Origin of the sequence: Acinetobacter seifertii, from assembly GCF_016064815.1 — a bacterium.
Lineage (GTDB): Bacteria > Pseudomonadota > Gammaproteobacteria > Pseudomonadales > Moraxellaceae > Acinetobacter > Acinetobacter seifertii.
The window spans coordinates 363,672-385,727 of record NZ_CP065820.1; the positions used below are offsets into that span (position 1 = coordinate 363,672).

The following is a 22,056-nucleotide window of genomic DNA, read 5'->3' on the forward strand; positions in this document are numbered from 1 at the left end:
GTGACGATGAAAACGTTTAAACAACTGGTAATCGCGACAACACTTGCAAGCACCTTACTATTTTCCGGCTGTGGCTATAATACTTTACAGGTCAAAGATGAGGCTGTAACAGCGGCGTGGTCTGAAGTACAAAACCAATATCAACGTCGATCAGATTTGGTACCAAACCTTGTAAATGTGGTTAAAGGCTATGCTAAACATGAAGAGCAAGTATTAACAGAAGTCACTCAAGCACGTGCAAATGTTGCAGGTTTGAAAGTTGATAAAGAAGTATTAGAAGACCCAGCATTACTGGAAAAATATCAACAAGCGCAAAGCCAGTTAACAGGTGCACTATCTCGACTTATTGCTGTTTCAGAAAATTACCCAGATTTAAAAGCCAACACTCAATTCCAAGAATTACAGGTTCAGCTTGAGGGTACAGAAAACCGAATTGCTGTGGCACGTAATCGTTATATTACAACTGTTCAGGACTATAACTCTTATGTCCGTCAGTTCCCACAAGCTGTAACAGCAAAAGTGATTGGTATGCATCCGAAAGCTAATTTCTCTGCGGAAGCATCGGCTCAACAGGCTCCAAAAGTTTCTTTTGATTAATTTAAATCAAGGAAGTGCCGCATGAGAAATACGATATTACTGCAGTTTAAGCAAATTAAGGTGTTTGTTATTACCTTAATGATGCTCTGCTGTAGTGTACTGTTTCAGAGTGCGGCTTGGAGTGAGAATAATATTGCCACCGCTACAGATGAAACTGACACTGTGGTGGCTGGTAAAATTATTCAGCAGCAACAAGCTCAAGCATCGAAGACTAAACTAAACGAGCAACCTGCTTCAGGTGCTACCCCTCAAGTTCAAGTTGCAAATGATATGGCTGATGGTGAATCAATTCGTGGTTTACCTACATTAAATCAGCCTGTTATTGATCAAGCCAATATTTTGAGTGAAGCTGAAAAGCAGCAACTCAATCAGAAAATTTTAAATCTATATCAACAAGGTAAGGCGCAAATAGGTATCGTGATTGTGCCGACTACGGGCCAAGAAGATATTTTTAATTATGCTTTGCGTGTGGGTGAAAAATGGGAACTTGGTTCGAGTAAACGTGATAATGGTTTGCTTATCGCAGTTGCAATTAATGATCATAGAATACAAATTCTAACTGGATATGGTTTAGAAGGCGTATTACCAGATATCGTTGCAAGCCGAATTATTCGAAATCAAATTACACCTTACTTTAAACAAGCCCAATATGCTCAAGGTTTAAATGCTGGTGTCGATGAAATTACAAGAATTTTAAATCTAGATCCGGAAGTTGCTCAGCAAGCTGCCCAAGATTTAAAAGAGCGCCAACATCAGGCTGCCCAAGAACAACAAGCCAAACAAACAACGCTGACGATGGCATTGTTTATTCTTATTGCCGGAATTGTAGGCTCATTTATTGTTGGACGACCTCTTAGTGCTTCTACAGCAGGTGTTGCTGCCGCCGTAGCAGGCTTTGTAAACGGTGCTGGCTTGGTTACTAGTTTACTACTTGGATTTGGTATTTTCTTTTTACTCATTACCTCAATTGCCCAACTTATTTTACAGGCTATTTTAAGTGGTTCTGGTGGTGGACGCGGAGGCGGCTTCGGTGGTGGAGGCGGCGGTTATGGCGGCGGCGGAGGTCGTTTTGGTGGTGGAGGTGCTTCAGGGTCATGGTAACAACATCAGAAACAACACAAATTATTACTCAACCCAAAATTGAGGAATATGTAGAGCCAAGCTTAAAACGTTGGTTTAAGCATCTTTGCTATTTTCCTGCTAGTAGCCGCTATTTTAGTAAAAAAGATAAACAGGCTATTGCTGAAGCTGTTCAACAAGCTGAACTTGGTCATGTTGGTGAAATACAGGTCGTTATAGAAGGGCATATTCCTTGTTCACAAGCATATAGGCAAAATACACGTTTGAGGGCACAACAATTATTTGCAGAACTTGGGGTTTGGGATACTGAGCTTAATAGCGGTGTGCTGCTCTATTTAAATTTATGTGAGCGAACAGTAGAAATCATATTTGACCGCGGTATTAGAAACGCGACGACTGATGAAGTGTGGCAAAAGATTTGTGAGTCTATTGTTCAACAGCTCAAACAAAAACAGTATCTACAAGCTGTAGTAATTGGAGTTCAGCAAATTGGTGATGTAATGTCACGTTTTTACGATGAGAATATGCTGGATCAAAATAATGAATTGGGCAATGCACCGATTATTATTAATTAGATTATCTACCTAAAAAATCAGCTTTTTTAAAAATTATTCCAAATATGGTGGCTGACAAAAATTGTCATCTATTTATCTGCTTTTAAAGAGATTTTTGTCACATTAAAGAGTAAAAAAAAGAAATAGGATGTGAAGTAATTTTTATTAGTGATTCAATCCTAATAAAATTATGGTGACAATTTTTGTCAATTATTTGCCTAATATACCCTGGGGTTTAATTGTTATAAATTATAACTTATTGTTTTTAAATTAAAATAAAAGTTGGCATAGTTGCTGCAATATATTCTATAGCTCAAAAAGCTTATATAAAAACATACATACAATCTTTGGGGAAAAGGCTATGAATGCACAAAAAGGTTTTACATTAATTGAACTCATGATCGTGGTTGCGATTATTGGTATTTTGGCAGCGATCGCGATTCCTGCTTATCAGGATTACATTGTCCGCTCAAAAGTAACAGAAGGTTTAAATCTAGCATCTTCTTATAAAACTGTAATTGCTGAAAATGCAGGAAATGGTGCTTCAAGTTTAGTTTTAGGAGTGCCTAATTTTAGCCCAACAGATAGTGTTTCAACAATCACACCAAATGCTACTACAGGTGCAATTGTAATTAGTTACACAAGTAAAGTAAAAAGTATTCAACTTACTTTAACTCCTTATGATGGTGGTGGTACTACAGCATTAGTTGCAGGAACGGTTCCAACAAATCAAATTACTTGGAAGTGTACAGTCGCTACACCTGCGGACAATAATAAATATGTTCCAGCAAATTGCCGTAGCTAAAATATATTAATTAAAATACATTAAATGGCAGTTATATTCTATCTATAGCTGCCATTTTATTTTGACCATAAATATTTTTATTAAAGATAAATTTTTTCTTTAAATAATTAATATGGAATTTGGTATGCCTTTTCGATTAATTTATATTTTTTCTTTTATATTTCTTTTGTTATCAATATTAAATCCAATTCATACTTTACCTTGGGTAGGTTTCTTTTCGGAGTTTTCTTGTTATATAGCTGGATGGTTGCTAACATTAAGCTTATGTTTTTTTAAAAATAAAATACCTGTAGATATAATTCCCTTTGTAATTATTTTAATTGTACCTTTAATACAGTATATTTTTGGAGAAATATTTTTCTTTTCAAATTTTTTCTTTTCAACTGTTAGTTTACTTTATTTTTTATTAATGTTGATTTTTGGATTTAACTCTAAAATAAGAAACTTTAATATTATAATGTATTTGGTTATTTTTTTTACAATTTCTGGTTTATTTTCTTGTTTAATAGCGATTATACAATGGGTAGGATTATCTGAAAATAAGTTATTTATTATGGGGCTGGTGGGAAATCGTCCCTATGGTAATATGGCACAGCCAAATCATTTAGCTACTTTTCTATGTGTTAGTCTTCTTTCTTTATGGTATTTATTTGAGAAATACAAAATTAATCAATTTACACTTTCTTTTTTTTCAATTTTTATTTCAACTTCAATTCTATTAACACAGTCTAGAACTGCATGGATAATTCTATTTCTATTTTTGATGTTTCTTAGTATTGGTATTAAGAAATATAATCTTAGATTGTCTATGAAAAATATAGGTTTTTTTAGTATTTTTATCATTTTTTTGGGTATTTCCCTTCCTTATTTTAATCTTATTTTATCTTCGAATTTTAATATAATAAACACAGTTGGATTGTTAGATAGAGCAACTACTGGATATCAAAGATTTGAAATATGGAATCAAATGATTCATGCAATTACAGAAGAACCTTGGCATGGATATGGGTGGAATCAAACTACAGCTGCTCAGTTTAGAGTTGTAGATTCTATTCATAATAAGGAGTGGGTCACTAGTGCACATAATTTGATTTTAGACATATTTGTTTGGTGTGGTATTCCTCTAGGATTGTTAATCGTTAGTTACTTTGTATATCTGTATGTAAAAATTATTTTTACTATTAGTGATTTGGAAAGTATTTTTTGCTTTTTAGCCATTTCATCTATTTTAATTCATAGTTTGTTAGAGTTTCCTTTATATTATTCTTACTTTTTTATACCTTTTGCTTTATTTTTAGGATATGCTCTTGGTTATAAATATAAAGTATTTTTAAAAATAAATTATTTATTTATATTGTTTTTTTTGATATTTAGCTTTTTTTTGGGTGTTATGGTATTTAAAGAGTATTTAAAGATCAATGATAATCTTTTTTCAGGAAAATTACATGCCATGGGTAATCAGCGAGATAAAGTTAAACTACCTTATAAATTAGTCTTCTTCGATTTTTTTGACGAACGTGCTAAGTGGTTGGCTTTATATCCAAAGATGAAAGTCGATCGAGAAGAAATATTGTTAGGAAATAAAATGGTTCAGACGTATTTAAAACCATATGATATATACAAATACGCACAATTGTTGGCTTTTAATGGTTGTAAAGAAGAATCTATTCGTCAGTTAAAAATTTTAAGTATTTTATACGATATACATGTTAGCTATGAAGATTTGTTGCGTAAAGATAATTCTTTAATTTCTAATTGATTTCTATTTATTAGTCATCTTTCCCAATAAACTTATTATGCGATTCAAAAAAAGACTAAATTGATAGGAAACGAGGTGAATTTTTCTTGCTAAAGCTTTGTAGTCCATTTATTCATCTTCAATGTATAATTCATCTCAAATTTTTGCTTATAACCTGTCTTTATGCAAGTATTCTTTCTATTCCTCGCAGCAATTCTGTTGGGTTTTGCGTGGCTATCGCCATTTCACTATAACCCTTGGGTGATGTTCTCTAGTGAGATGAGTACTTTTGCAGCAGGTCTAAGTGTCTTAGCTGCGCTTTTTCATCAAAATATTAAAATTCCGCGTGCACAATTATTGTTGTTACCATTTATTTTAATTCCAGTGGTGCAGTGGGCTTTGGGATTAGTTTTTGATTTTAGTACAGCTTTGTTAAGTTCACTTTATTTTTTAGGCTTCTGGTTTATGGTTGTAGCGGGCTATAACCTATCATTAGAGCCACAAAAAAGAGATGAGATTTTTATAGGTTTTAGTTTTCTTACTGTTATTGTTTCAGTTGCAACAAGCGTTATTGCAATCTGTCAGTGGTTAAACGTTGATACACATTTTGCATACATGCTGCATTTAATAGGTAATCGTCCATACGGAAATTTTGGCCAACCTAATAATATGGCAACATTTCTCATTATGGGCTTATTAGGGTGCTTATGTTTATATGAAAAGAACAAGGCTTCAGTTTGGTTGCTCTTGCCATCAGCACTAACTATTTTATTTGCAGTTGTTCTGAGTCAATCACGAACCTCTTGGATTGTTTTGCCTTTTTTACTCATCTATTGGGTTGTTAAGCAATTTAATAAACCTAAGCGTTTTGGACTATTTCAAGGCCTACTTTGGTGCGCTGGCTTTTTTTTAATGGCTGGTTTGGTTTTACCGTTTATTACAAGCTTAATTGAAACGTGGTCACATACTGATATAACTCAGGCGAGTAGCTTGGCTGAACGGGCAAGTTCTGGTTACTTACGCTTTAATATCTGGACTCAAATGTTACTCGCTGTACAGCAACATCCGTGGCTGGGATATGGCTGGAATCAAACCAGTGTTGCTCAAATGTCCGCTTATGCTCTTTTCCCAACAACAGAGTGGACGACCAGCGCTCATAATGTGCTGCTTGATCTTATTATTTGGAATGGTATTCCAATTGCTACTGTGATGATTGCCTACTTTACATGTTGGTTGTTTTGGTTAAATCAACAAGCAAAAGAAACGATCTCAATCATTGCAATAATGATGGTATGCACAGTACTTATTCATGCGATGTTAGAGTTTCCGCAGCGCTATGCCTATTTCTTACTGACTTGTGGCTTTTTATTAGGTGTAATTCAAGCACATACTCCAATACTGAAAGGCGTTGTATTAAGTAAAAAGCTTTTGCGTTTAGTATGGGGTATAGGCTTGGTGCTTATAATCGCAATTTGGCGTGATTACAACGTATATGTCATGAATAGTAATTTACTATTTAAAAATAAGCAGCCAAATGCTGAGTTTATGGGAAGCGATCGAATTTTTGTTTTAACTCAATTTGATCAGCGTTTAAAGTGGATTGCACTTAATCCTAATGTATCCTTATCTGAAGCAGAATTAATTCAATGGGGAAATTTTGTGAAGAACAAAGCAACTCCATATAATTTGCGTAAATATGCTCAGTTACTTGCTTACAATGGAAAAGTAGATCAAGCAGAGCAACAAATATTTATTTTGCAGCACCTTTATGGACAGCAAATAACACTGCCGCAATTACTAAAAGATAAATAAAAAAATCCCCTTGTTCTCAAGGGGATTTTTTTATGGGAAATTACATTTGGCTCTGGATATAATTTTCGATACCAACGCTACCGATAAGGTCAATTTGAGTATCTAACCAATCCCAATATTCTTCTTCTTTTTCTAGAATTTCTTGTACCAAATCACGTGTCACATAGTCTTGTTCTGTTTCCGCTAAAGCGACTGCTTTTTGAATGGCATCAATGTTTTCTTTCACTTTGCGAATATCACATTGCAGAACTTCTTCTGTGTGTTGACCGATATATAATTTACCTAGATGTTGAAGATTCGGAAGGCCTTCTAAAAATAAGATACGCTCAATAATTTTGTCAGCATGCTTCATTTGACGAATTGATTCTTTATATTCAGCAGAACCGAGTTGTTCAATTCCCCAGTCATTAAACATGCGAGAGTGTAAAAAGTATTGGTTAATTGCAGTTAAATGATGATACAGCACTTGGTTAAGCTGATTAATCACATCACGATTGCCTTTCATTGTAGCTACTCCAAAACAATTTCTGCCTTAATCCAATTAAGGCAATCTATGAGTTCATTTTAGTGAACAATCATGGAGATGGCGAGTAATTTATAGAACAGCAAATGAAAATCGCAATCAAAAACAACACAATATTGGTAAAGGTGAATTTACTTGCAAAAAAAACCGCTTGAATGAGGAACAATGAACGTTCCGCAAAAAGCGGTGGAGGAGTCAATAATTTACTGTTAAATACTAATTTTTATTATGCAGCTACAGAAATACGAGCAGCAATTTCAGCTAATTCATCACTAATAATAGCACGTGCTTCTGGTGCACAGCGTCCGCAGCAAGTACCAAGATCAAGCAAATCACGAATTTCACGATAGCTTTCAGCGCCATTTTCAATAGCGTCTTTGATATCTTGATCTGTAATGCCACGACACAAGCAAACGTACATGGGAGTGATCCCCAAATATAAATGCGATAATTGATATTATTGATAATTATTATCGTTTGTCAATGAAATTCATTTAAAATCTCATTTATCTTTATTGGGATTTTGGATAAAAAAATACCACCTAAGCGGAAATCTGAGAGTTGTCTAGATTTTTAAGCACGGTGGTATTTACGGTTTTCACTAAATATTTAAGAATTAAATTGTTATCTTATTGATTAATAATAACAATGCCGTCCATTTCAACTAATGCACCTTTGGGTAAACTTGCTACCCCAAGTGCAGCGCGAGCTGGATATGGCTGAGCAAAATATTCACCCATGATTTGGTTTACAAGTTGGAAGTTAGATAAATCAGTGAGAAAAATATTGAGTTTTGCAATATCTGCAAGTGATCCACCTGCAGCTTCACATACAGCTTTAAGGTTGTCAAATACGCGGCGAATTTGAGCTTCAATGCCTTCTACAAGTTCCATACTGTATGGGTCTAAACCAATTTGCCCTGATAGATAGAGAGTGTTGCCTACTAAAATGGCTTGAGAATATGTGCCAATAGCAGCAGGGGCATTTTCAGTATGAATAACTTGACTGGACATTTGGTTCTCCTTGATTAAATCTTTTTCCATCATAATCGATGATACGGTTTGACAAAAGTATCATCGATTTAATTAATTAAGTGATTTTGGAAAGTTAGATTTTAGTAAAGCAGAGCAAATTTTAGCTAACTTTGGAAATTTCCGCCTGTGGAGCTGGGGCATCTAAGCGTTCAATACGTGGAAATCCGTAGTGCATCCGTAAATCACGAATAACTTTTGCAATATGCTTACGATTGTTCACCACAATATTGAAGAAAGTTCGTTGCTCATTGGAATGTACCATTTCTACCCCTGCATTATTTTTACGGCATTGATAGATAAGATCTGATACCTGTTCATCATTCATAGCCATATAAATCGCAAGGTAGGCAGTAAAGCGTACATCATCTACATCATCTGCTTTCCATTGAAGCGGCATGATATTTTCTGGATGTAAATGCTGTTCATGCAGTAAATTATGACAACGAATACGATGCACAATTAATCCACGGCGTGTTAAGTGACCTTGAATGAGATCGCCCAAAACTGGATTGCAGCAGTGAGCATATTTAACATCGATGCCTTCAGTACCCTGAATTAATCGGTCTGAATTTTCTATTTGTGGATGTTTGTCGTTTGCAAACAAATGATTGGCTACGAGTTGAGGAAGTAAGTCTCCAACTGCGATTTGCTCAAATAATGCATCTTTATTATCAATATGACGCCATTGTAAAAGATCTAGCCAATCTGCTTCTGAAAGATCATTGATTGAACGGTTAAAGAGTTTTAATGCTCGTGAAAGTGCCTGTGCACCCACTAAACGTTGTTCTTCAATATCTTGATCTTTGAGTACATGTTGTAACGCACGGCGGGCTTTTTGAGTATTAATGAAGCTTAACCAGTCCGGATTTGGAGTTGCTAAAACATCAGTAATGATTTCAATTACCTGTCCACTGACTAGGGGGGTTGAAAGAGGTTTAATTTCTCCGTCAACTTTCGCACCTACTGCATGGTTGCCTAAGAAAAGGCTTGCTGAATAAGCAAAGTCAACTACTGTTGCGCCTTGTGGTAATTCGTGTAGTTGCCCATGTGGGGTGTAAACCCAAATTTTTTCTTGATGTAAGTAATCTAATAAATCATTAAAAGTTGTTTTAGCACATTCACCGTCAATGAGCGTATTTAAGTTCTGCATTGATGCCTGAATAGCAGACCGGCAAGTTTGTGGAGCATTTTCACCTAGTACGACGCCGAAACGTGCGGCTTTACGCATGAGTTCAGTTTGAATGGTGAGTGATAGTGTGGTTTTTTCGCCTTTAAGCTTGATCAATAAAGACTGATTACCGCCAGGTAATGGGCGTCGAATATGGTCTTGGTATTCGATAACTTGAAAATTTTCTTTTAATGCTGCAAACAAACGGTCACAGTCGGCAACTGACTGTAAAACAATTTCAAAGGCATGACTATGAGTAAGCTCTTGTAAATCCATCTCGCTTTTGACGAAATGGCGTAATAGTTCAATATTATTATTTTTCTTTTTAATACGGCCTTGAATATGGTAGTTGTGCAGAAGCTCTGCTAGATTTTGTTCCCAAATGCTTTGGTATTTACATCGTTCGGGTTTGGTTTGGAGTAATGCATTCTGGACGTTATCAAACATATCTAAATCAAGATTTTGATAACATAAATTTTCAAGATTATCAGCCATTTCATTCATGCCGACTAATCTTGCCATAGGTACAAAAATATCAAAAGTTTCTTGCGCGATACGAGCACGTTTATCGGGACGCAAAGCACCTAAGGTTGTCATATTATGATAGCGATCGGCTAGTTTAATAATAATGACGCGTGGATCTTGTAGTGTGGCTTGTAGAATTTTTCTGAAAGATGCAGCTTTGTTGTATTCTTTATCACTTGATTGGCTTAGCTTGGTCACGCCATCAACTAGCTCTGCAACAGTTTGGCCAAATCGCTCAGTAATATCTTCTTTGGTATATTGAGTATCTTCAATGACATCATGTAAAAGGGCTGCCATTAAAGTTTCAGCGTCCAATCGCATATTAGCTAAAATACAGCTAACAGCAATAGGATGTAGAATATAGGGTTCACCACTTTTACGTGTAATACCAGTGTGTGCCAGATCTCCAAAATCACAGGCAGCAAGCACTTTCTCGACTTCACTTACGGATAAGTAAGGTTCGATAATTAATTTGAGCTGTTGCTTGGCTTGGCTGACCTCTTCGCCTGGCATAGACCACCCTTTTTCTGTTGCTTAAAAAACTAAATCTATCTACTTCTTAATGAAAAGCATATTGCGGAACTTGTCAATTTTTTCGGTTGAAAAAGTGTATTTTTTTTTCAATGAAAATAATTGTTTTTGCCAATATGTTTTAAATATGAAGAAGCCAAATAAAAAACCATCGCAAAGAAACGATGGTTTTTTATAGAAACAGGAGTAATTAGAAAGAAAAACCTTCTAAATTCAAGCTGTTTGTAGAAAGGGCAAGATCAAGACTCGAAGTTTGATAATCTTGCTCACGTTGTTTAAGAATTTCTTTCGTTACGTGACCTACAGCGATTTCACGTAAAGCAACAACTGTCGGTTTGTCGTTATCCCATTCTACAGTTGGCTCCATGCCTTGACGTGCCAATTGACGAGCACGTTTACTTGCAACGAGCACAAGCTCAAAACGGTTGTCTACATGATCTAAACAATCTTCAACGGTGACGCGTGCCATAAAAGTTCTCGTTCTGGAATGGTAAATTTGAACAGACTAAATAGTATAAAAGGCTTTCGTTCTAGACTCAAGTTATTCCTGTTTTGGTTGAGGAGTAATCAAGTCTTGAATTAATGTTTGGTGTCTTTTTGCTTGCTGAGATAGCACTAAACGGTTCGCTGTAATCACAGCTTCAAGCTCATGTAAGGCTTTATTAAAATCATCATTAATAATGATGTAGTCAAAGTTCGTATAATGCTGCATATCCTCAACAGCACAGCTTAAACGATGTTCGATCACGTCAACAGAATCTGTACCGCGATTAGATAAACGCTGACGTAAGTCAAATTGAGTAGGCGGTAAAATAAAGATTTGTTTAGATTCAGGAAACAGCTTGCGTACTTGCTCTGCACCTTGCCAATCAATTTCAAGTAAGACATCATGTCCTTGAGCTAACTGTTGTTTTACGGTTGCTTGCGAAGTGCCATAGTAGTTACCAAATACTTCAGCGTATTCAATAAATCCATCTTGGTTAACTTGGTCTAAAAAGTCATCTTTTGTTGTGAAGTGATAGTGAACACCATCTAACTCACCTGGTCGTTGACCTCGGGTAGTATGCGAAACTGAAACATGTAAATTGCTTACACGATCAAGTAGGGCTTTCACCAAAGATGTTTTGCCCGTTCCTGATGCAGCAGAAACGACAAACAATAGACCCGACATGATATTTTTCCTGATATGATAAAATATCTTCGCTATTGTAGTGTACCGTGCGTTTAAACTGAATAGTTTTAACTGCAAATATTTAAGAGAAGTTCCCCTGTTTTATTAATTTTGAGGCTGTTATGGAAATTGTGTTAGCGAATCCGCGTGGTTTTTGTGCCGGTGTTGATCGAGCCATAGCAATCGTCAATCGGGCTTTGGAATGTTTTAATCCTCCTATTTATGTACGTCATGAAGTTGTACACAATAAATTTGTGGTAGATGACTTGCGTCAGAGAGGGGCAGTTTTCGTTGATGAGCTGGACCAAGTGCCAGATGACTCAATTGTAATTTTCAGTGCACATGGTGTTTCAAAAGCAGTCCAACAAGAAGCAGAGCGTCGAGGTTTAAAAGTATTTGATGCAACTTGTCCTTTAGTTACTAAAGTGCATATTGAGGTAACCAAATATGCTCGTGAAGGAACGGAAGCAATTTTAATTGGTCATGAAGGGCACCCGGAAGTTGAAGGTACGATGGGGCAATATGACAAATTAAAAGGTGGGGATATTTATCTGGTAGAAGATGAGGCTGATGTAGAAGCCTTACAGGTAAGACATCCAAACAAACTTGCATTTGTTACGCAAACGACTTTATCTATTGATGATACAGCGAAAGTGATTGATGCATTGCGTGCGAAATTCCCAAATATTCAGGGACCACGCAAAGATGATATTTGTTATGCAACTCAAAACAGACAAGATGCGGTACGTGACTTAGCTGAAAAATGCGATGTCGTACTGGTAGTTGGGTCACCTAATTCATCAAATTCGAACCGTTTACGTGAGCTTGCTGAACGTATGGGGAAAGCTGCCTATCTCGTAGATAACGCCGATCAGCTTGAACATTCATGGTTCAATGAAACTTGTAAAATTGGTGTAACAGCTGGCGCCTCGGCTCCAGAAATTTTAATTAAGCAAGTCATTCAACGTTTACAAGACTGGGGTGCTCAAGCTCCTAAAGAGTTAGAAGGACGTGAAGAAAATATTACTTTTAGTCTTCCAAAAGAGTTACGTATTCATGTAACGCAAGCCTAAAGTGTGACTTATTTAACATACTGATTTTAAAATAGTTAAACAGATAATTGTGATATGACAGTTATCTGTTTTTTTATACCCTTTATCTGGTTTGTATTCGTTTTGTAAAACTAAAACGTAAAATTTATATAGAAATAAAAAATTTTAAGTTTATTTGGGGTTATGGGGATGAGGGGAATTATTCCGCAAGAAGGGCTCACCTTAATTGAACTCATAGTGACAATTGTGGTTATGGCAATTATTGCTGTGATGGCTGAACCAATGTTTGGGGATATGTTGAATAATCAAAATTTGAATAGAAGTTCAGAAGATCTAGTTTCAAGTATAAATCAGGCACGTATGAAAGCTATAGTCGAGCGTAGACAAGTAAAAGTGCAATTAAATTCTACGTATGTTGCAGATAGTGACAATCAAATTAATTGGGTACCAAGCGGAAAAGCTCAATTAAAAACAGGATCTAATACTTCTATAGTATTTTTAATGTCCGGTTTGGTAAAAGATGCAACCGGAGATACAACTTTTGAAATTTGTAATACGGCATCTGGTAATAAATCAAAAATTATTAATGTTTCAAGAATGGGATCAATTCAGTCGATCACAATGGGGACGTGTTCATGAAGAGCCTTGGACACCAGCGTGGTATGGGGATGATTGAAATTTTAGTTGCTTTGCTGATTTTGGCAATTGGAATTTTAGGCTTTATTGCTCTGCAGTATAGAGCGTTAGAGGCAAGTGCAGAAAGTACATCGCGGGTACAAGCAATTACATTGGCGCGCGATCTTGCCGAGCGCATGAGAGTTAATCGTAATTCTTTAACTGTATATAACCAGCAACTTCAAGATGCCAGTAAACAAACAGACTACGCTAAAAATTGCTTTCAAAACAATTGTACTGATACAGAGCTAGCTGATTTTGATGTTGCTCAGGTTGTAAAAAGTGCATCTTCTTTTGGTATGACTATGAATATGATTGCCTGTCCCCAAACTAACAATCGTCAATGTATTTATATTGCATGGGGAGATACTAGTGCAACGAATGGCACTGGTGTAGGAGATTGTACTCAAGATACTTCATATAACAATAATTCAACGTGTGTGATTATGGAGGCCTATTAAAATGAAAGAAAATCAGGGTTTTACATTAATCGAGCTCATACTTTCGTTAGCTTTAGGTCTCATAATTACAGCGGCTGCAATATTATTATTTTTGACTAGTCAAAAAAGTTTATCAATGCAGATAGGTGTTTCCGATGTACAGGATAATGCTAATTTTGGGCTTAACTATTTAACCCAAGATATTCGCCTTGCGAATTTAAATAATCCTAAAGCAGTTATTAATGATCAAACTGCGTACGGCGGTATCGTCTTAACTTCTGCAGTTAACTCAGCTAAAGATGCTGCTAATGAGCCTCTTAGTAATCTTTATAAAACCATTGTTGGTGTAACAGCCGGTACTAATTTACTTTCACGTAGTCAAGGCGATAGTGTTGGTAGTGGTAATACTTGGACTGGAGCATCAAACGTCCAAAGTAATGGAAGTGATATTGCCAGTGACCAACTCGTTATTCAATATGTACCGCAATATACAATTGATACAAAAGGTACAGCAACTCAAGCTGACGATGAATATATAGGTGGTACAGATTGCGAAGGAAACAACTTGAATTTTCCGCTTGCAAGTGGACGCCAAGTTATAGTTGAACGATATTTTCTACGTAAAGATGCTAATAACACTACTGATGAACCCAATCAACCCTTAGCACTAGCTTGTGATGCCGGTTATTACCCATTAACGGGTAATCCAACTGCTATCACGCGTTATGGGGATGCGGGTGAAATTATAATGAAACGCGTAGATTATTTCCGAGTTTTATTGAATGTTCAGGGGAGTTCAGGGCGACGTTATATTTCAATACATGATTATTTGAGTTTAACAGCTCCTCGTCCACGTATTGTTTCGGTACAAATTGGATTATTAACTCGTTCATTGCAACCAGTCGGTGCAGAAGTAGCAATTAAAGATGATCAACAATTTTCAGTATTGGATCAAACGATTACAGTTAAAAAGCCTACAAATTCTACAAAAAAATATGTGCGGCAAGTGATATCACAAACCATTGCTTTACGTAATGTAATCGGGGAGCGTGGTGAATGAAACTGAAGCAGAGTGGTTCAGCGTTAATTGTTGTACTCATTTTTTTAGTCGCAATTATGATTATTGGTACAATAGCAATTCGTAAAGGATTGATTAATCTAAATATAGCAACAAATAGTCAAGTTCAACAATTGATATTACAAAATTCGGATGCTTCTTTTTTTCAGATAGAGAATCCAACTAATCTAATTCAAAGCTTAAGTGCGACAGGTTTATTTGGTTATATCAGCAATGCAAATGACAAAAATAAAGAATTGGTCTTTTGTTATCGCGGAGATCAAAGCGACTTTTTTAATATTGGTCGTGCAAGTTTAATGCAATGGGTGGATGGAAATAGTGCACCTACTAATAATGCTTTAGGTACAGATGGTTATTGTGATGCAGTTGATACAACCAATAACTGGTTTACCAGTGGTCGTAAGGCAGTCATGACTCAGGTTGCAGTCAAATTCTCCACTGTCGGGGAAGATGACCCTTTTTATGCTCGAACTCGTGGCCTTGATGAAAAAGAAGGGCAAGTCCAAGAGGCGAAACGAGTCAAAGTATTTGCTGTGTCATTGATGCCAGGTTTAAGTAGCGTTAATCGTGCTGATATTAACAAGTGTCTACAACAACACATGAGTGAAGTGACACTCCCAGATGGAACGGCAGCACCAGATGTTACTAATAAATCCGACTTAGACAATCCTTTAAAGTCAGTGGCAGAGTGCTTAACCAGCTTAAATGTCCCATTCACTACGAACGTCACTGAATACACTATTGCACAAGATTTTAACTAATTGGGGAAAATAATAATGGATAAGAAAGACTTAAAGTTTTCATATCATCCAAAACTTCTAACAAGTGCAGTAGCCGCTTTATGTACTGGGTTAGTAGCGAGCAGTGTAAGTCAGGCCAGTGATATTGATATTTATCAAAAAGCAAAAGCTGGTGATATTACTTTAATGTTTGTATTAGATATATCGGGTTCTATGGGATATCCGCAGCTCCAAAATGATGCTAGTGCATGTGATATCCCGAGTAATGTATTGCAAACTGGTTATAGTAATGTGTTGTCTAGTAATGGTGTCGCCGAATATAAGCGCTATTATTGCACTGCAACTGCTCCCACTTATTATTATATGAAGTATGGGTCATCTTGGTATAGCTGTGGTAATTCGAGTTCGCAAAGTGATTGTACAACTAAGTTAAAGAGTGCACCTTCTACTAGTGGTTTGACCTCAATGTCTGCAAACTATAGTACTTATTACTATAAGGCTGGTCCAAATACTCAATATCCTGACCGTATTACTCGTGTAAAAGATGGCATGATTGATCTGCTTAACGGTAATACTAGTAAAGGCATCCTACCTGTTTCTGATGATAAATTAATTGGTCTGACGACTTTCTCCCGTCCAACACAATTTAATACTGCTGGTGAGCCGACTGCTGCAGACAATTTAACAGGTCAGGTCCGTATTCCTGCTCGACGTCTGGATGCAGTCGTAAATGGCAAAACTCAAAGAAGATTATTAATAGAAGAAATTGCAAAACTTGGTGCTAGAGGGGGTACCCCAACAGCTCATGCTTATGCAGAAGCTGCAGCCTCCTTAATGGGTACCACCACTCAAGGAGTAACTAATAGTGGTTTCAACTATGCTGGTACAGGTGCAACCAGTGGAGGAAACTATGTACGTCCCGATAGCATTACTAAACAAATGACAGGGACAACTACGCAGTGTAGTGGCCAAGGTATTTATGTTTTAACTGATGGAGAGCCAAATAGTAATACTTCTGCATCAGGATTAATGAAGAAAGCTTTAAGCGGTAAAACATTTGCTTGTACAGATAGCGATACAGGTTGGAATTGTATTCAACAGTTTTCACAATTTTTACTAAACAATGGTAGTAACCCTGTTGGCTTAAAAATTAAGACTGCTGTTGTTGGGTTTGGAAGTGATTTTAATATTATTCCATCTTTTAATAGATCGTTGTCTGTAGCAGATAACTTAGCAAATATTGACAACTCTAATGCATCAGCAAATCAAAAAGAAGCTGCAAAATGGGGTGTTAATGCAAGTGGTGGTTGGTATTCTGGTTCAAGCTCTCAAGATGTTGTAAGTAGTGTAAATGCATTTCTAGGAGATCTAGGGTCTGATATTCCGGCTGTAACTACAGGATCACCTACAATTCCTAAAGATAGTCTTAACCCTGCGGTATTACAAAAGCAAGCTTACTTTCCTCAGTTCCAACCGACTCCAGATAAAAACTATCAACTTTGGGCAGGTAATCTCAAAAAATATGCAGTGGTTAATGGGATTTTAAAAGACCGTGATAATACTACTTTAATTAGTACAGCAACTGCTACAAAGGGGCAAATACTTCCAAATCGTGATTTTTGGGCATATATCGATAGTGATACTACAAATGATAATGCCGACTCTAATACACCTGGAAGTAATAGCTACACCCTAAAGGGAGGAGCTTGGTCGCAGTTGCTTTTAACAATGAATCAAACAACACAAGAAAATCGTAATTTGTTGACGAATAGAGGGGCAGACGGTTCAACAACTACAACTCTAAGACAAATTAAAAAGTCTGATTTAACAGATACGACTTACCAAACTGATGGAAAACGTGGTTATTTGATGGCGTTGCTTGGGTATCCGATGACTGTGACTCAAGCAAAGGATCCTGATCATTTAGTTCTTAATGCCGCGCCGTCTACTGCTTTAAGACAAATTGGTGCGTTAATGCATTCCTCACCACTACTAATTACCAATAGTGGTCAAATTACATATACAAATGGCGTAATTGATACTCAAAATCGTGAAGACTATGTTTTATTTGGTACAACACAGGGGCTTTTACATATAGTCAAAGCTGGCAAGAATGATAGTAGTTCTGTAGATAGTAATGGCGGAAAAGAAGTATTCACCTTTGTTCCAAATGAGATGGTCGAAAAACAACCCGAAGCATTTCTGAAAAACGATGCCATGAATGGAGGAGTCGATCAATTATATTATGGTATTGATGGGCCGTGGGCTAGTTATACTCAGTATGTATTAGATAGTAGTCGAAAAGGGCTAACTGTCGGTAAAGGTTATGGTTCTCAAGAAGGTAAGCAGATTGTATATGGTGGCTTGCGAATGGGTGGGCGCAGTTATTATGCGCTTAATTTGCAAGATATGAGCAATCCAAAGTTATTATTCCAAATATCTCCTGATGAACAGAAAACTTATTATAACGGTTCAAGCAATACCTATGCCGCATTAGACAATATGGGGCAAAGTTGGTCTAAACCAAGTATTGGTTGGGTAAATTGGAAAAAAAGTGATGGTAAAACTACTGAACGTAAACGAGTGATGTTTGTTGGCGGTGGTTATGATGAAGGCTATGAGAGTGATACCTATAACCCTAGCATTAGTAAGGGGGCAGGTGTATATATGTTTGATGCTGACAATGGAAATCTACTGTGGTGGGCTAGTGCTAAAGCAACAACAGCTCAAGGTGCTGAAGCCTATACTCAATCCGATAATTTAAAATATAGTGTAGTAAGTGAAATTCGTACCGAAGACCGAAATGGTGATGGTTTGATTGATCATCTTTATTTTGGTGATTTAGGTGGACAACTATTCCGTATCGATTTAGATAATACTGCTGCAACAAATTCAAGCTTTGCCAAGCCACCAAAATTGTTATTGAATTTAAATAATGGTGCGGCTAGTCCACGTTTTTATGAAATGCCTGCATTCTCGGTATATGACTATAATGGTACAACATTCGCTGTTGTTTCTATTGGTAGTGGTAATCGTAGTAAACCTTTAGCTCAATATGCATCTGGCCAAGGTTATAATTATGATGCTGTATATAATATTTATGACAAAGATGTAGCAGATAGAAATTTATATAAAGCTGACTTCGTATATCAAACTCCAATCACAAATACGAATCAAATGGGGGAAATTACTAATTCAAACTGGAATACTTATGATGATGGTGCCGTCGCTTTACTTTCTGCTACGCGTGGATGGTTTTATCAATTTAAGTCCGCCAATATTCAAGATGCTAAAGTATTTGCAACACCAATTGTATTAAATCATCGTATGTTTGTTTCTACTTTTGATGGTGGAAAAGCGGGTATGTCTGGAGATTGTGGAGCAGGAGTAAAAGGAGAAAGCTTTTTAAGTCAGTTTTGTATGCCTTTTGGACAATGCAGTAAATCGACCCTAGCAGCTAATAATGATAGTGTTCAGTGTGCACCTGGTACTGATTGTTCACAGGGTGCAGGTATTCAAGATACTACTGTTGTAGATGATGGCGGTGATGGTGGCGGTGATGGTGGCGGCGGCGGCGGTGGCGGCGGTAATGGAAGTACTAATAATAAGAACTATTGTGTGAATATGGGTAATCGTGGTGTTACCACTATTGGCGGTATTATTGCCTCGAATAGTAGTAAGATGTGTTTAATACCACAGCGTTGGTATGTCCGTTAGAAAGGAATAAGTGATGAAACGTAATTTCACGTATTCTTTAGGCTTTACTCTTATTGAGCTAATGATTGTAGTCGTGATTGTTGCTATATTTGCCGCAGTTGCAATACCTTCATACCAAGCCTATGTTCTACGAGCCGATGCTTCACGTGCGCAGCAGCAAATGCAACAAATAGCAGTACAACTTGCTCGTCAAAAAGCTAGAAATTTTAATTACATAGGTTTTTCTACTGGGGCTACAGCCCCAGTAACTTTGCCTGTCGGAGCAACTGGTAGTGCTATAAAATATAAAATAACGGTACGCGATGGTGACGATACAACGAAACCTTTAACAGATCCTGCAGCTTTAGGGCAAAACTGGGTGATTCGAGCAGAGGCTTCCGATCCTAATAATTTTACTTATTTGTTTGGTAGTAACGGATTACGTTGTAAAAATAAAGCCACTAGCAATGTTACTTATATAACTTGTGGCACTGGAGCTGAGCCGTGGTAAATAAAATAAAAGGCTTTACCTTAATTGAGCTAATGATTGTTGTAGCTATTATCGCGATTTTAGTGGCGATAGCTTATCCTTCTTATCAAGCATATATTCGTCGTACTAATCGTGCGGATATGCAAACTACGTTGCAACAGATTGCTATGCAGATCCAACGCTACAAAATTGCAAATTTTAGAGTAACGGGTGCAACGAGTTCTGATTTAAATATTGCTACATCTTATCCTATTCAAGGCACACCTCTTTATACAGTCAATTTGACTCCGGTGACGGCAGGGGCTTTAAATGCAGAAACATGGGTATTAACTGCGACGCCGATTGTAAATACTTCTCAGACTGGTGATGGACATATTGTTTTAAATTATCGGGGTGAGCGTTGCTGGACAAAGGGAACTGATATTAACAGTGGTACGGCTTGCGTTCCTTCTGCAACATCGAATTGGGATGGCAAATAAATTTAAATTCAAAACTGCGGATAACTCAAAATTTAATCTTTCTTTCAGGGCGAAAATCACGTAGAATGTCGCCCTCTATGAAAGGGGTTTGAAGTGTTGCCGATGGTCGGCGCAGGGATAATCCGTAAGAATTATAAGGCTTTTATCATGGTTGTTATTCGTTTAGCACGTGGCGGCGCAAAAAAACGTCCATTCTATCAAATCGTTGTGACTGATAGCCGCAATGCACGTGATGGTCGTTTCATCGAGCGTATCGGTTTCTTTAACCCGACTGCACAAGGTCAAGCAGAAAAACTTCGTTTAGATGCAGACCGTTTTGCTCACTGGGTTTCTCAAGGTGCTCAACCTTCAGAACGTGTTGCTTCTTTAGCTGCTCAAGCTAAAAAAGCTACTGCATAATTATTGTAGTAGGTAGCCCATGACACCAATACAGAATGTTCCCGAAGATCGTATTCAGATTGGACAGTTACGTTCAGCTTATGGATTGAATGGGTGGCTCTGGGTGTATTCCAATACAGAACCTATGAGCAACATGTTTGACTACCTGCCTTGGTACATTGAGACCAAGGCCGGTTGGCAAACAATAGATGTAAAACGTTGGAAACCACATGGCAAAGGCTTAGTAGTTGCTTTGAAAGGTGTGAGTGATCGCACTGGAGCAGAAAACTTGGTTGGCGCTAATATCTGGATTGCTAAGTCTCAACTGCCAAAAGCAGATGTAGATGAGTATTACTGGTCAGATTTAAAAGGCCTAACAGTGTTAGGGCTTGATGATGAAGAACAGGAAGTTAACTTAGGGCAAATTCATGAGTTATTTGAAACTGGAGCTAATGATGTGATGGTTGTACGTGCTACACCAGACAGCATTGATTCAGAAGAACGCATGATTCCTTGGCATAAAGATGTGGTACAACGCGTTGATCTTGAAGCTGGTCGCATTTACGTCAATTGGGGCGTAGATTATTAATCCTTTTTAGAGGATTAACGCAGCAGGAAAATAGAGGAGTCTGCGGTGTTTTTTGCAGTCATTACGCTTTTTCCTGAAATGTTTGAAGCGATTACAGCGTACGGGATTAGCGGACGCGCAGCAAAGCGTGACATTGTACAAGTAGCTTGTATTAATCCACGTGATTTTGCTGAAGGGAGTTACCGAAGAGTGGATGAACGTCCATTTGGTGGTGGTCCCGGTATGGTGATGATGGCTGAGCCTTTAGCAAAAGCAATTAACCATGCCAAACAACTTGCTTCGCAAGCAGGGTGTGTTCATGTACCTGTGGTGTATATGTCTCCGCAAGGCAAAACTTTAAATGAACAGGCAGTACAGCAGTTTGTCGATTATGACGGCTTGATTGTATTGTGTGGACGTTATGAAGGTGTAGATGAGCGTTTGATCCAGCATTATGTTGATCAGGAATGGTCAATTGGAGATTATGTTTTATCTGGCGGTGAACTACCTGCCATGGTGTTGCTTGATAGTATTATTCGCCGTTTGCCGAATGTAATGTCAGATGAGCAATCAGCGATACAGGATTCTTTTGTAGATGGTCTTTTAGATTGTCCTCAATACACTAAGCCAGACCATTTTGAAGGTTTGGATGTTCCTGAAATTTTAAAGTCAGGGCACCATGCTAATATTGAAAAATGGCGATTTTTGCAGCGATATCAACGAACTTTAGAGCGCCGACCAGAGTTGGCTGAAAAATTTGAGTTGACTAAGCAACAAAAAAAATGGCTAAAAGATATAAAAGAGAATGGTGGTAATTTTTAATTGCTGTTCTCAGGAACGAAAGTTCTAAAACAGGACGAGAAGCATTGCTTCGAGTTAAAGCATAAGTCTATTTCATGAATAGTTTTATGTATATTTAAAG

The 22,056-nt window shown here is 37.1% G+C and carries 23 protein-coding genes and 1 pseudogene; 17 read left to right on the forward strand and 7 right to left on the reverse strand.

The window, feature by feature from the left end; translation table 11 throughout:
* Window positions 1-6: 6 nt before the first annotated feature.
* From I8T81_RS01715 to I8T81_RS01740, 6 genes are all read left to right on the forward strand, one after another.
* Window positions 7-597, forward strand: a complete 591-nt coding sequence (locus tag I8T81_RS01715) for a LemA family protein (RefSeq protein ID WP_002051712.1) — start codon at window positions 7-9, stop codon at window positions 595-597.
* 21 nt (window positions 598-618) lie between these two features.
* The gene (locus tag I8T81_RS01720; protein ID WP_198071989.1) at window positions 619-1,698 is read left to right on the forward strand and encodes a TPM domain-containing protein; all 1,080 of its coding nucleotides are present in this window, start codon (window positions 619-621) and stop codon (window positions 1,696-1,698) included.
* A complete protein-coding gene (locus I8T81_RS01725) occupies window positions 1,692-2,252 on the forward strand; it encodes a TPM domain-containing protein (RefSeq protein ID WP_198071990.1) in 561 nt (186 codons plus the stop codon). The genes I8T81_RS01720 and I8T81_RS01725 overlap by 7 nt, the downstream gene beginning before the upstream one ends.
* Window positions 2,253-2,592: 340 nt before the next feature.
* Complete coding sequence (locus I8T81_RS01730; protein WP_086497062.1) at window positions 2,593-3,036, forward strand: pilin; 444 nt, start codon at window positions 2,593-2,595, stop codon at window positions 3,034-3,036.
* A gap of 124 nt (window positions 3,037-3,160) precedes the next feature.
* Window positions 3,161-4,795, forward strand: coding sequence for an O-antigen ligase family protein (locus tag I8T81_RS01735; RefSeq protein ID WP_198071991.1), 1,635 nt, complete (start codon window positions 3,161-3,163; stop codon window positions 4,793-4,795).
* A gap of 162 nt (window positions 4,796-4,957) precedes the next feature.
* Complete coding sequence (locus I8T81_RS01740; RefSeq protein ID WP_198071992.1) at window positions 4,958-6,586, forward strand: PglL family O-oligosaccharyltransferase; 1,629 nt, start codon at window positions 4,958-4,960, stop codon at window positions 6,584-6,586.
* Window positions 6,587-6,626: 40 nt separating this feature from the next.
* On the opposite strand, the gene bfr is transcribed toward I8T81_RS01740, so the two are convergent.
* From bfr to gmk, 7 genes and pseudogenes are all read right to left on the reverse strand, one after another.
* Complete coding sequence (gene bfr, locus I8T81_RS01745) at window positions 6,627-7,091, reverse strand: heteropolymeric bacterioferritin subunit Bfr (RefSeq protein WP_000678120.1); 465 nt, start codon at window positions 7,089-7,091, stop codon at window positions 6,627-6,629.
* A gap of 244 nt (window positions 7,092-7,335) precedes the next feature.
* The gene (locus tag I8T81_RS01750; protein WP_004705220.1) at window positions 7,336-7,530 is read right to left on the reverse strand and encodes a bacterioferritin-associated ferredoxin; all 195 of its coding nucleotides are present in this window, start codon (window positions 7,528-7,530) and stop codon (window positions 7,336-7,338) included.
* A gap of 208 nt (window positions 7,531-7,738) precedes the next feature.
* Window positions 7,739-8,122 carry a RidA family protein gene (locus I8T81_RS01755; protein ID WP_198071993.1) on the reverse strand — a complete coding sequence of 128 codons (384 nt, stop codon included), beginning with the start codon at window positions 8,120-8,122 and terminating at the stop codon, window positions 7,739-7,741.
* A gap of 121 nt (window positions 8,123-8,243) precedes the next feature.
* Window positions 8,244-10,349 (reverse strand): RelA/SpoT family protein, encoded by a 2,106-nt coding sequence (locus I8T81_RS01760; protein WP_198071994.1) that lies wholly within the window; start codon window positions 10,347-10,349, stop codon window positions 8,244-8,246.
* A 39-nt stretch (window positions 10,350-10,388) separates the two neighbouring features.
* A pseudogene (locus I8T81_RS01765) lies at window positions 10,389-10,519 on the reverse strand (hypothetical protein).
* Between the two features lie 38 nt (window positions 10,520-10,557).
* Window positions 10,558-10,836: a DNA-directed RNA polymerase subunit omega gene (gene rpoZ, locus I8T81_RS01770; RefSeq protein ID WP_000135049.1), complete on the reverse strand. Its 279-nt coding sequence runs from the start codon at window positions 10,834-10,836 to the stop codon at window positions 10,558-10,560.
* Between the two features lie 72 nt (window positions 10,837-10,908).
* A complete protein-coding gene (gene gmk / locus I8T81_RS01775; protein WP_198071995.1) occupies window positions 10,909-11,538 on the reverse strand; it encodes a guanylate kinase in 630 nt (209 codons plus the stop codon).
* A 122-nt stretch (window positions 11,539-11,660) separates the two neighbouring features.
* Here gmk and ispH point away from each other — a divergent pair, with 122 nt between their 5' ends.
* The 11 genes from ispH (at window position 11,661) to trmD (ending at window position 21,956) form a co-directional block, all read left to right on the forward strand.
* On the forward strand, window positions 11,661-12,611 hold the full coding sequence (gene ispH / locus I8T81_RS01780; protein WP_198071996.1) for a 4-hydroxy-3-methylbut-2-enyl diphosphate reductase: 951 nt from the start codon (window positions 11,661-11,663) through the stop codon (window positions 12,609-12,611).
* 168 nt (window positions 12,612-12,779) lie between these two features.
* Entirely contained in the window at window positions 12,780-13,229 is a 450-nt protein-coding gene (locus tag I8T81_RS01785) for a GspH/FimT family pseudopilin (RefSeq protein ID WP_198071997.1), read from the forward strand.
* Window positions 13,226-13,726: a type IV pilus modification protein PilV gene (gene pilV / locus I8T81_RS01790; RefSeq protein ID WP_100191757.1), complete on the forward strand. Its 501-nt coding sequence runs from the start codon at window positions 13,226-13,228 to the stop codon at window positions 13,724-13,726. Before I8T81_RS01785 ends, pilV begins: the two co-directional genes overlap by 4 nt.
* Before the next feature lies 1 nt (window position 13,727).
* Complete coding sequence (locus I8T81_RS01795) at window positions 13,728-14,765, forward strand: PilW family protein (RefSeq protein WP_198071998.1); 1,038 nt, start codon at window positions 13,728-13,730, stop codon at window positions 14,763-14,765.
* Entirely contained in the window at window positions 14,762-15,544 is a 783-nt protein-coding gene (locus tag I8T81_RS01800; RefSeq protein ID WP_049066361.1) for a pilus assembly PilX family protein, read from the forward strand. The genes I8T81_RS01795 and I8T81_RS01800 overlap by 4 nt, the downstream gene beginning before the upstream one ends.
* A gap of 15 nt (window positions 15,545-15,559) precedes the next feature.
* A complete protein-coding gene (locus I8T81_RS01805; RefSeq protein WP_198071999.1) occupies window positions 15,560-19,240 on the forward strand; it encodes a pilus assembly protein in 3,681 nt (1,226 codons plus the stop codon).
* Window positions 19,241-19,253: 13 nt separating this feature from the next.
* On the forward strand, window positions 19,254-19,730 hold the full coding sequence (locus I8T81_RS01810; RefSeq protein WP_198072000.1) for a type IV pilin protein: 477 nt from the start codon (window positions 19,254-19,256) through the stop codon (window positions 19,728-19,730).
* Window positions 19,731-19,762: 32 nt separating this feature from the next.
* A complete protein-coding gene (locus tag I8T81_RS01815) occupies window positions 19,763-20,188 on the forward strand; it encodes a type IV pilin protein (protein WP_267459863.1) in 426 nt (141 codons plus the stop codon).
* Between the two features lie 147 nt (window positions 20,189-20,335).
* A complete protein-coding gene (rpsP, locus tag I8T81_RS01820; protein WP_000260334.1) occupies window positions 20,336-20,587 on the forward strand; it encodes a 30S ribosomal protein S16 in 252 nt (83 codons plus the stop codon).
* 19 nt (window positions 20,588-20,606) lie between these two features.
* Window positions 20,607-21,155 (forward strand): ribosome maturation factor RimM, encoded by a 549-nt coding sequence (gene rimM / locus I8T81_RS01825; RefSeq protein WP_100191762.1) that lies wholly within the window; start codon window positions 20,607-20,609, stop codon window positions 21,153-21,155.
* A gap of 45 nt (window positions 21,156-21,200) precedes the next feature.
* Entirely contained in the window at window positions 21,201-21,956 is a 756-nt protein-coding gene (gene trmD, locus I8T81_RS01830) for a tRNA (guanosine(37)-N1)-methyltransferase TrmD (protein WP_198072001.1), read from the forward strand.
* Window positions 21,957-22,056: the final 100 nt, after the last annotated feature.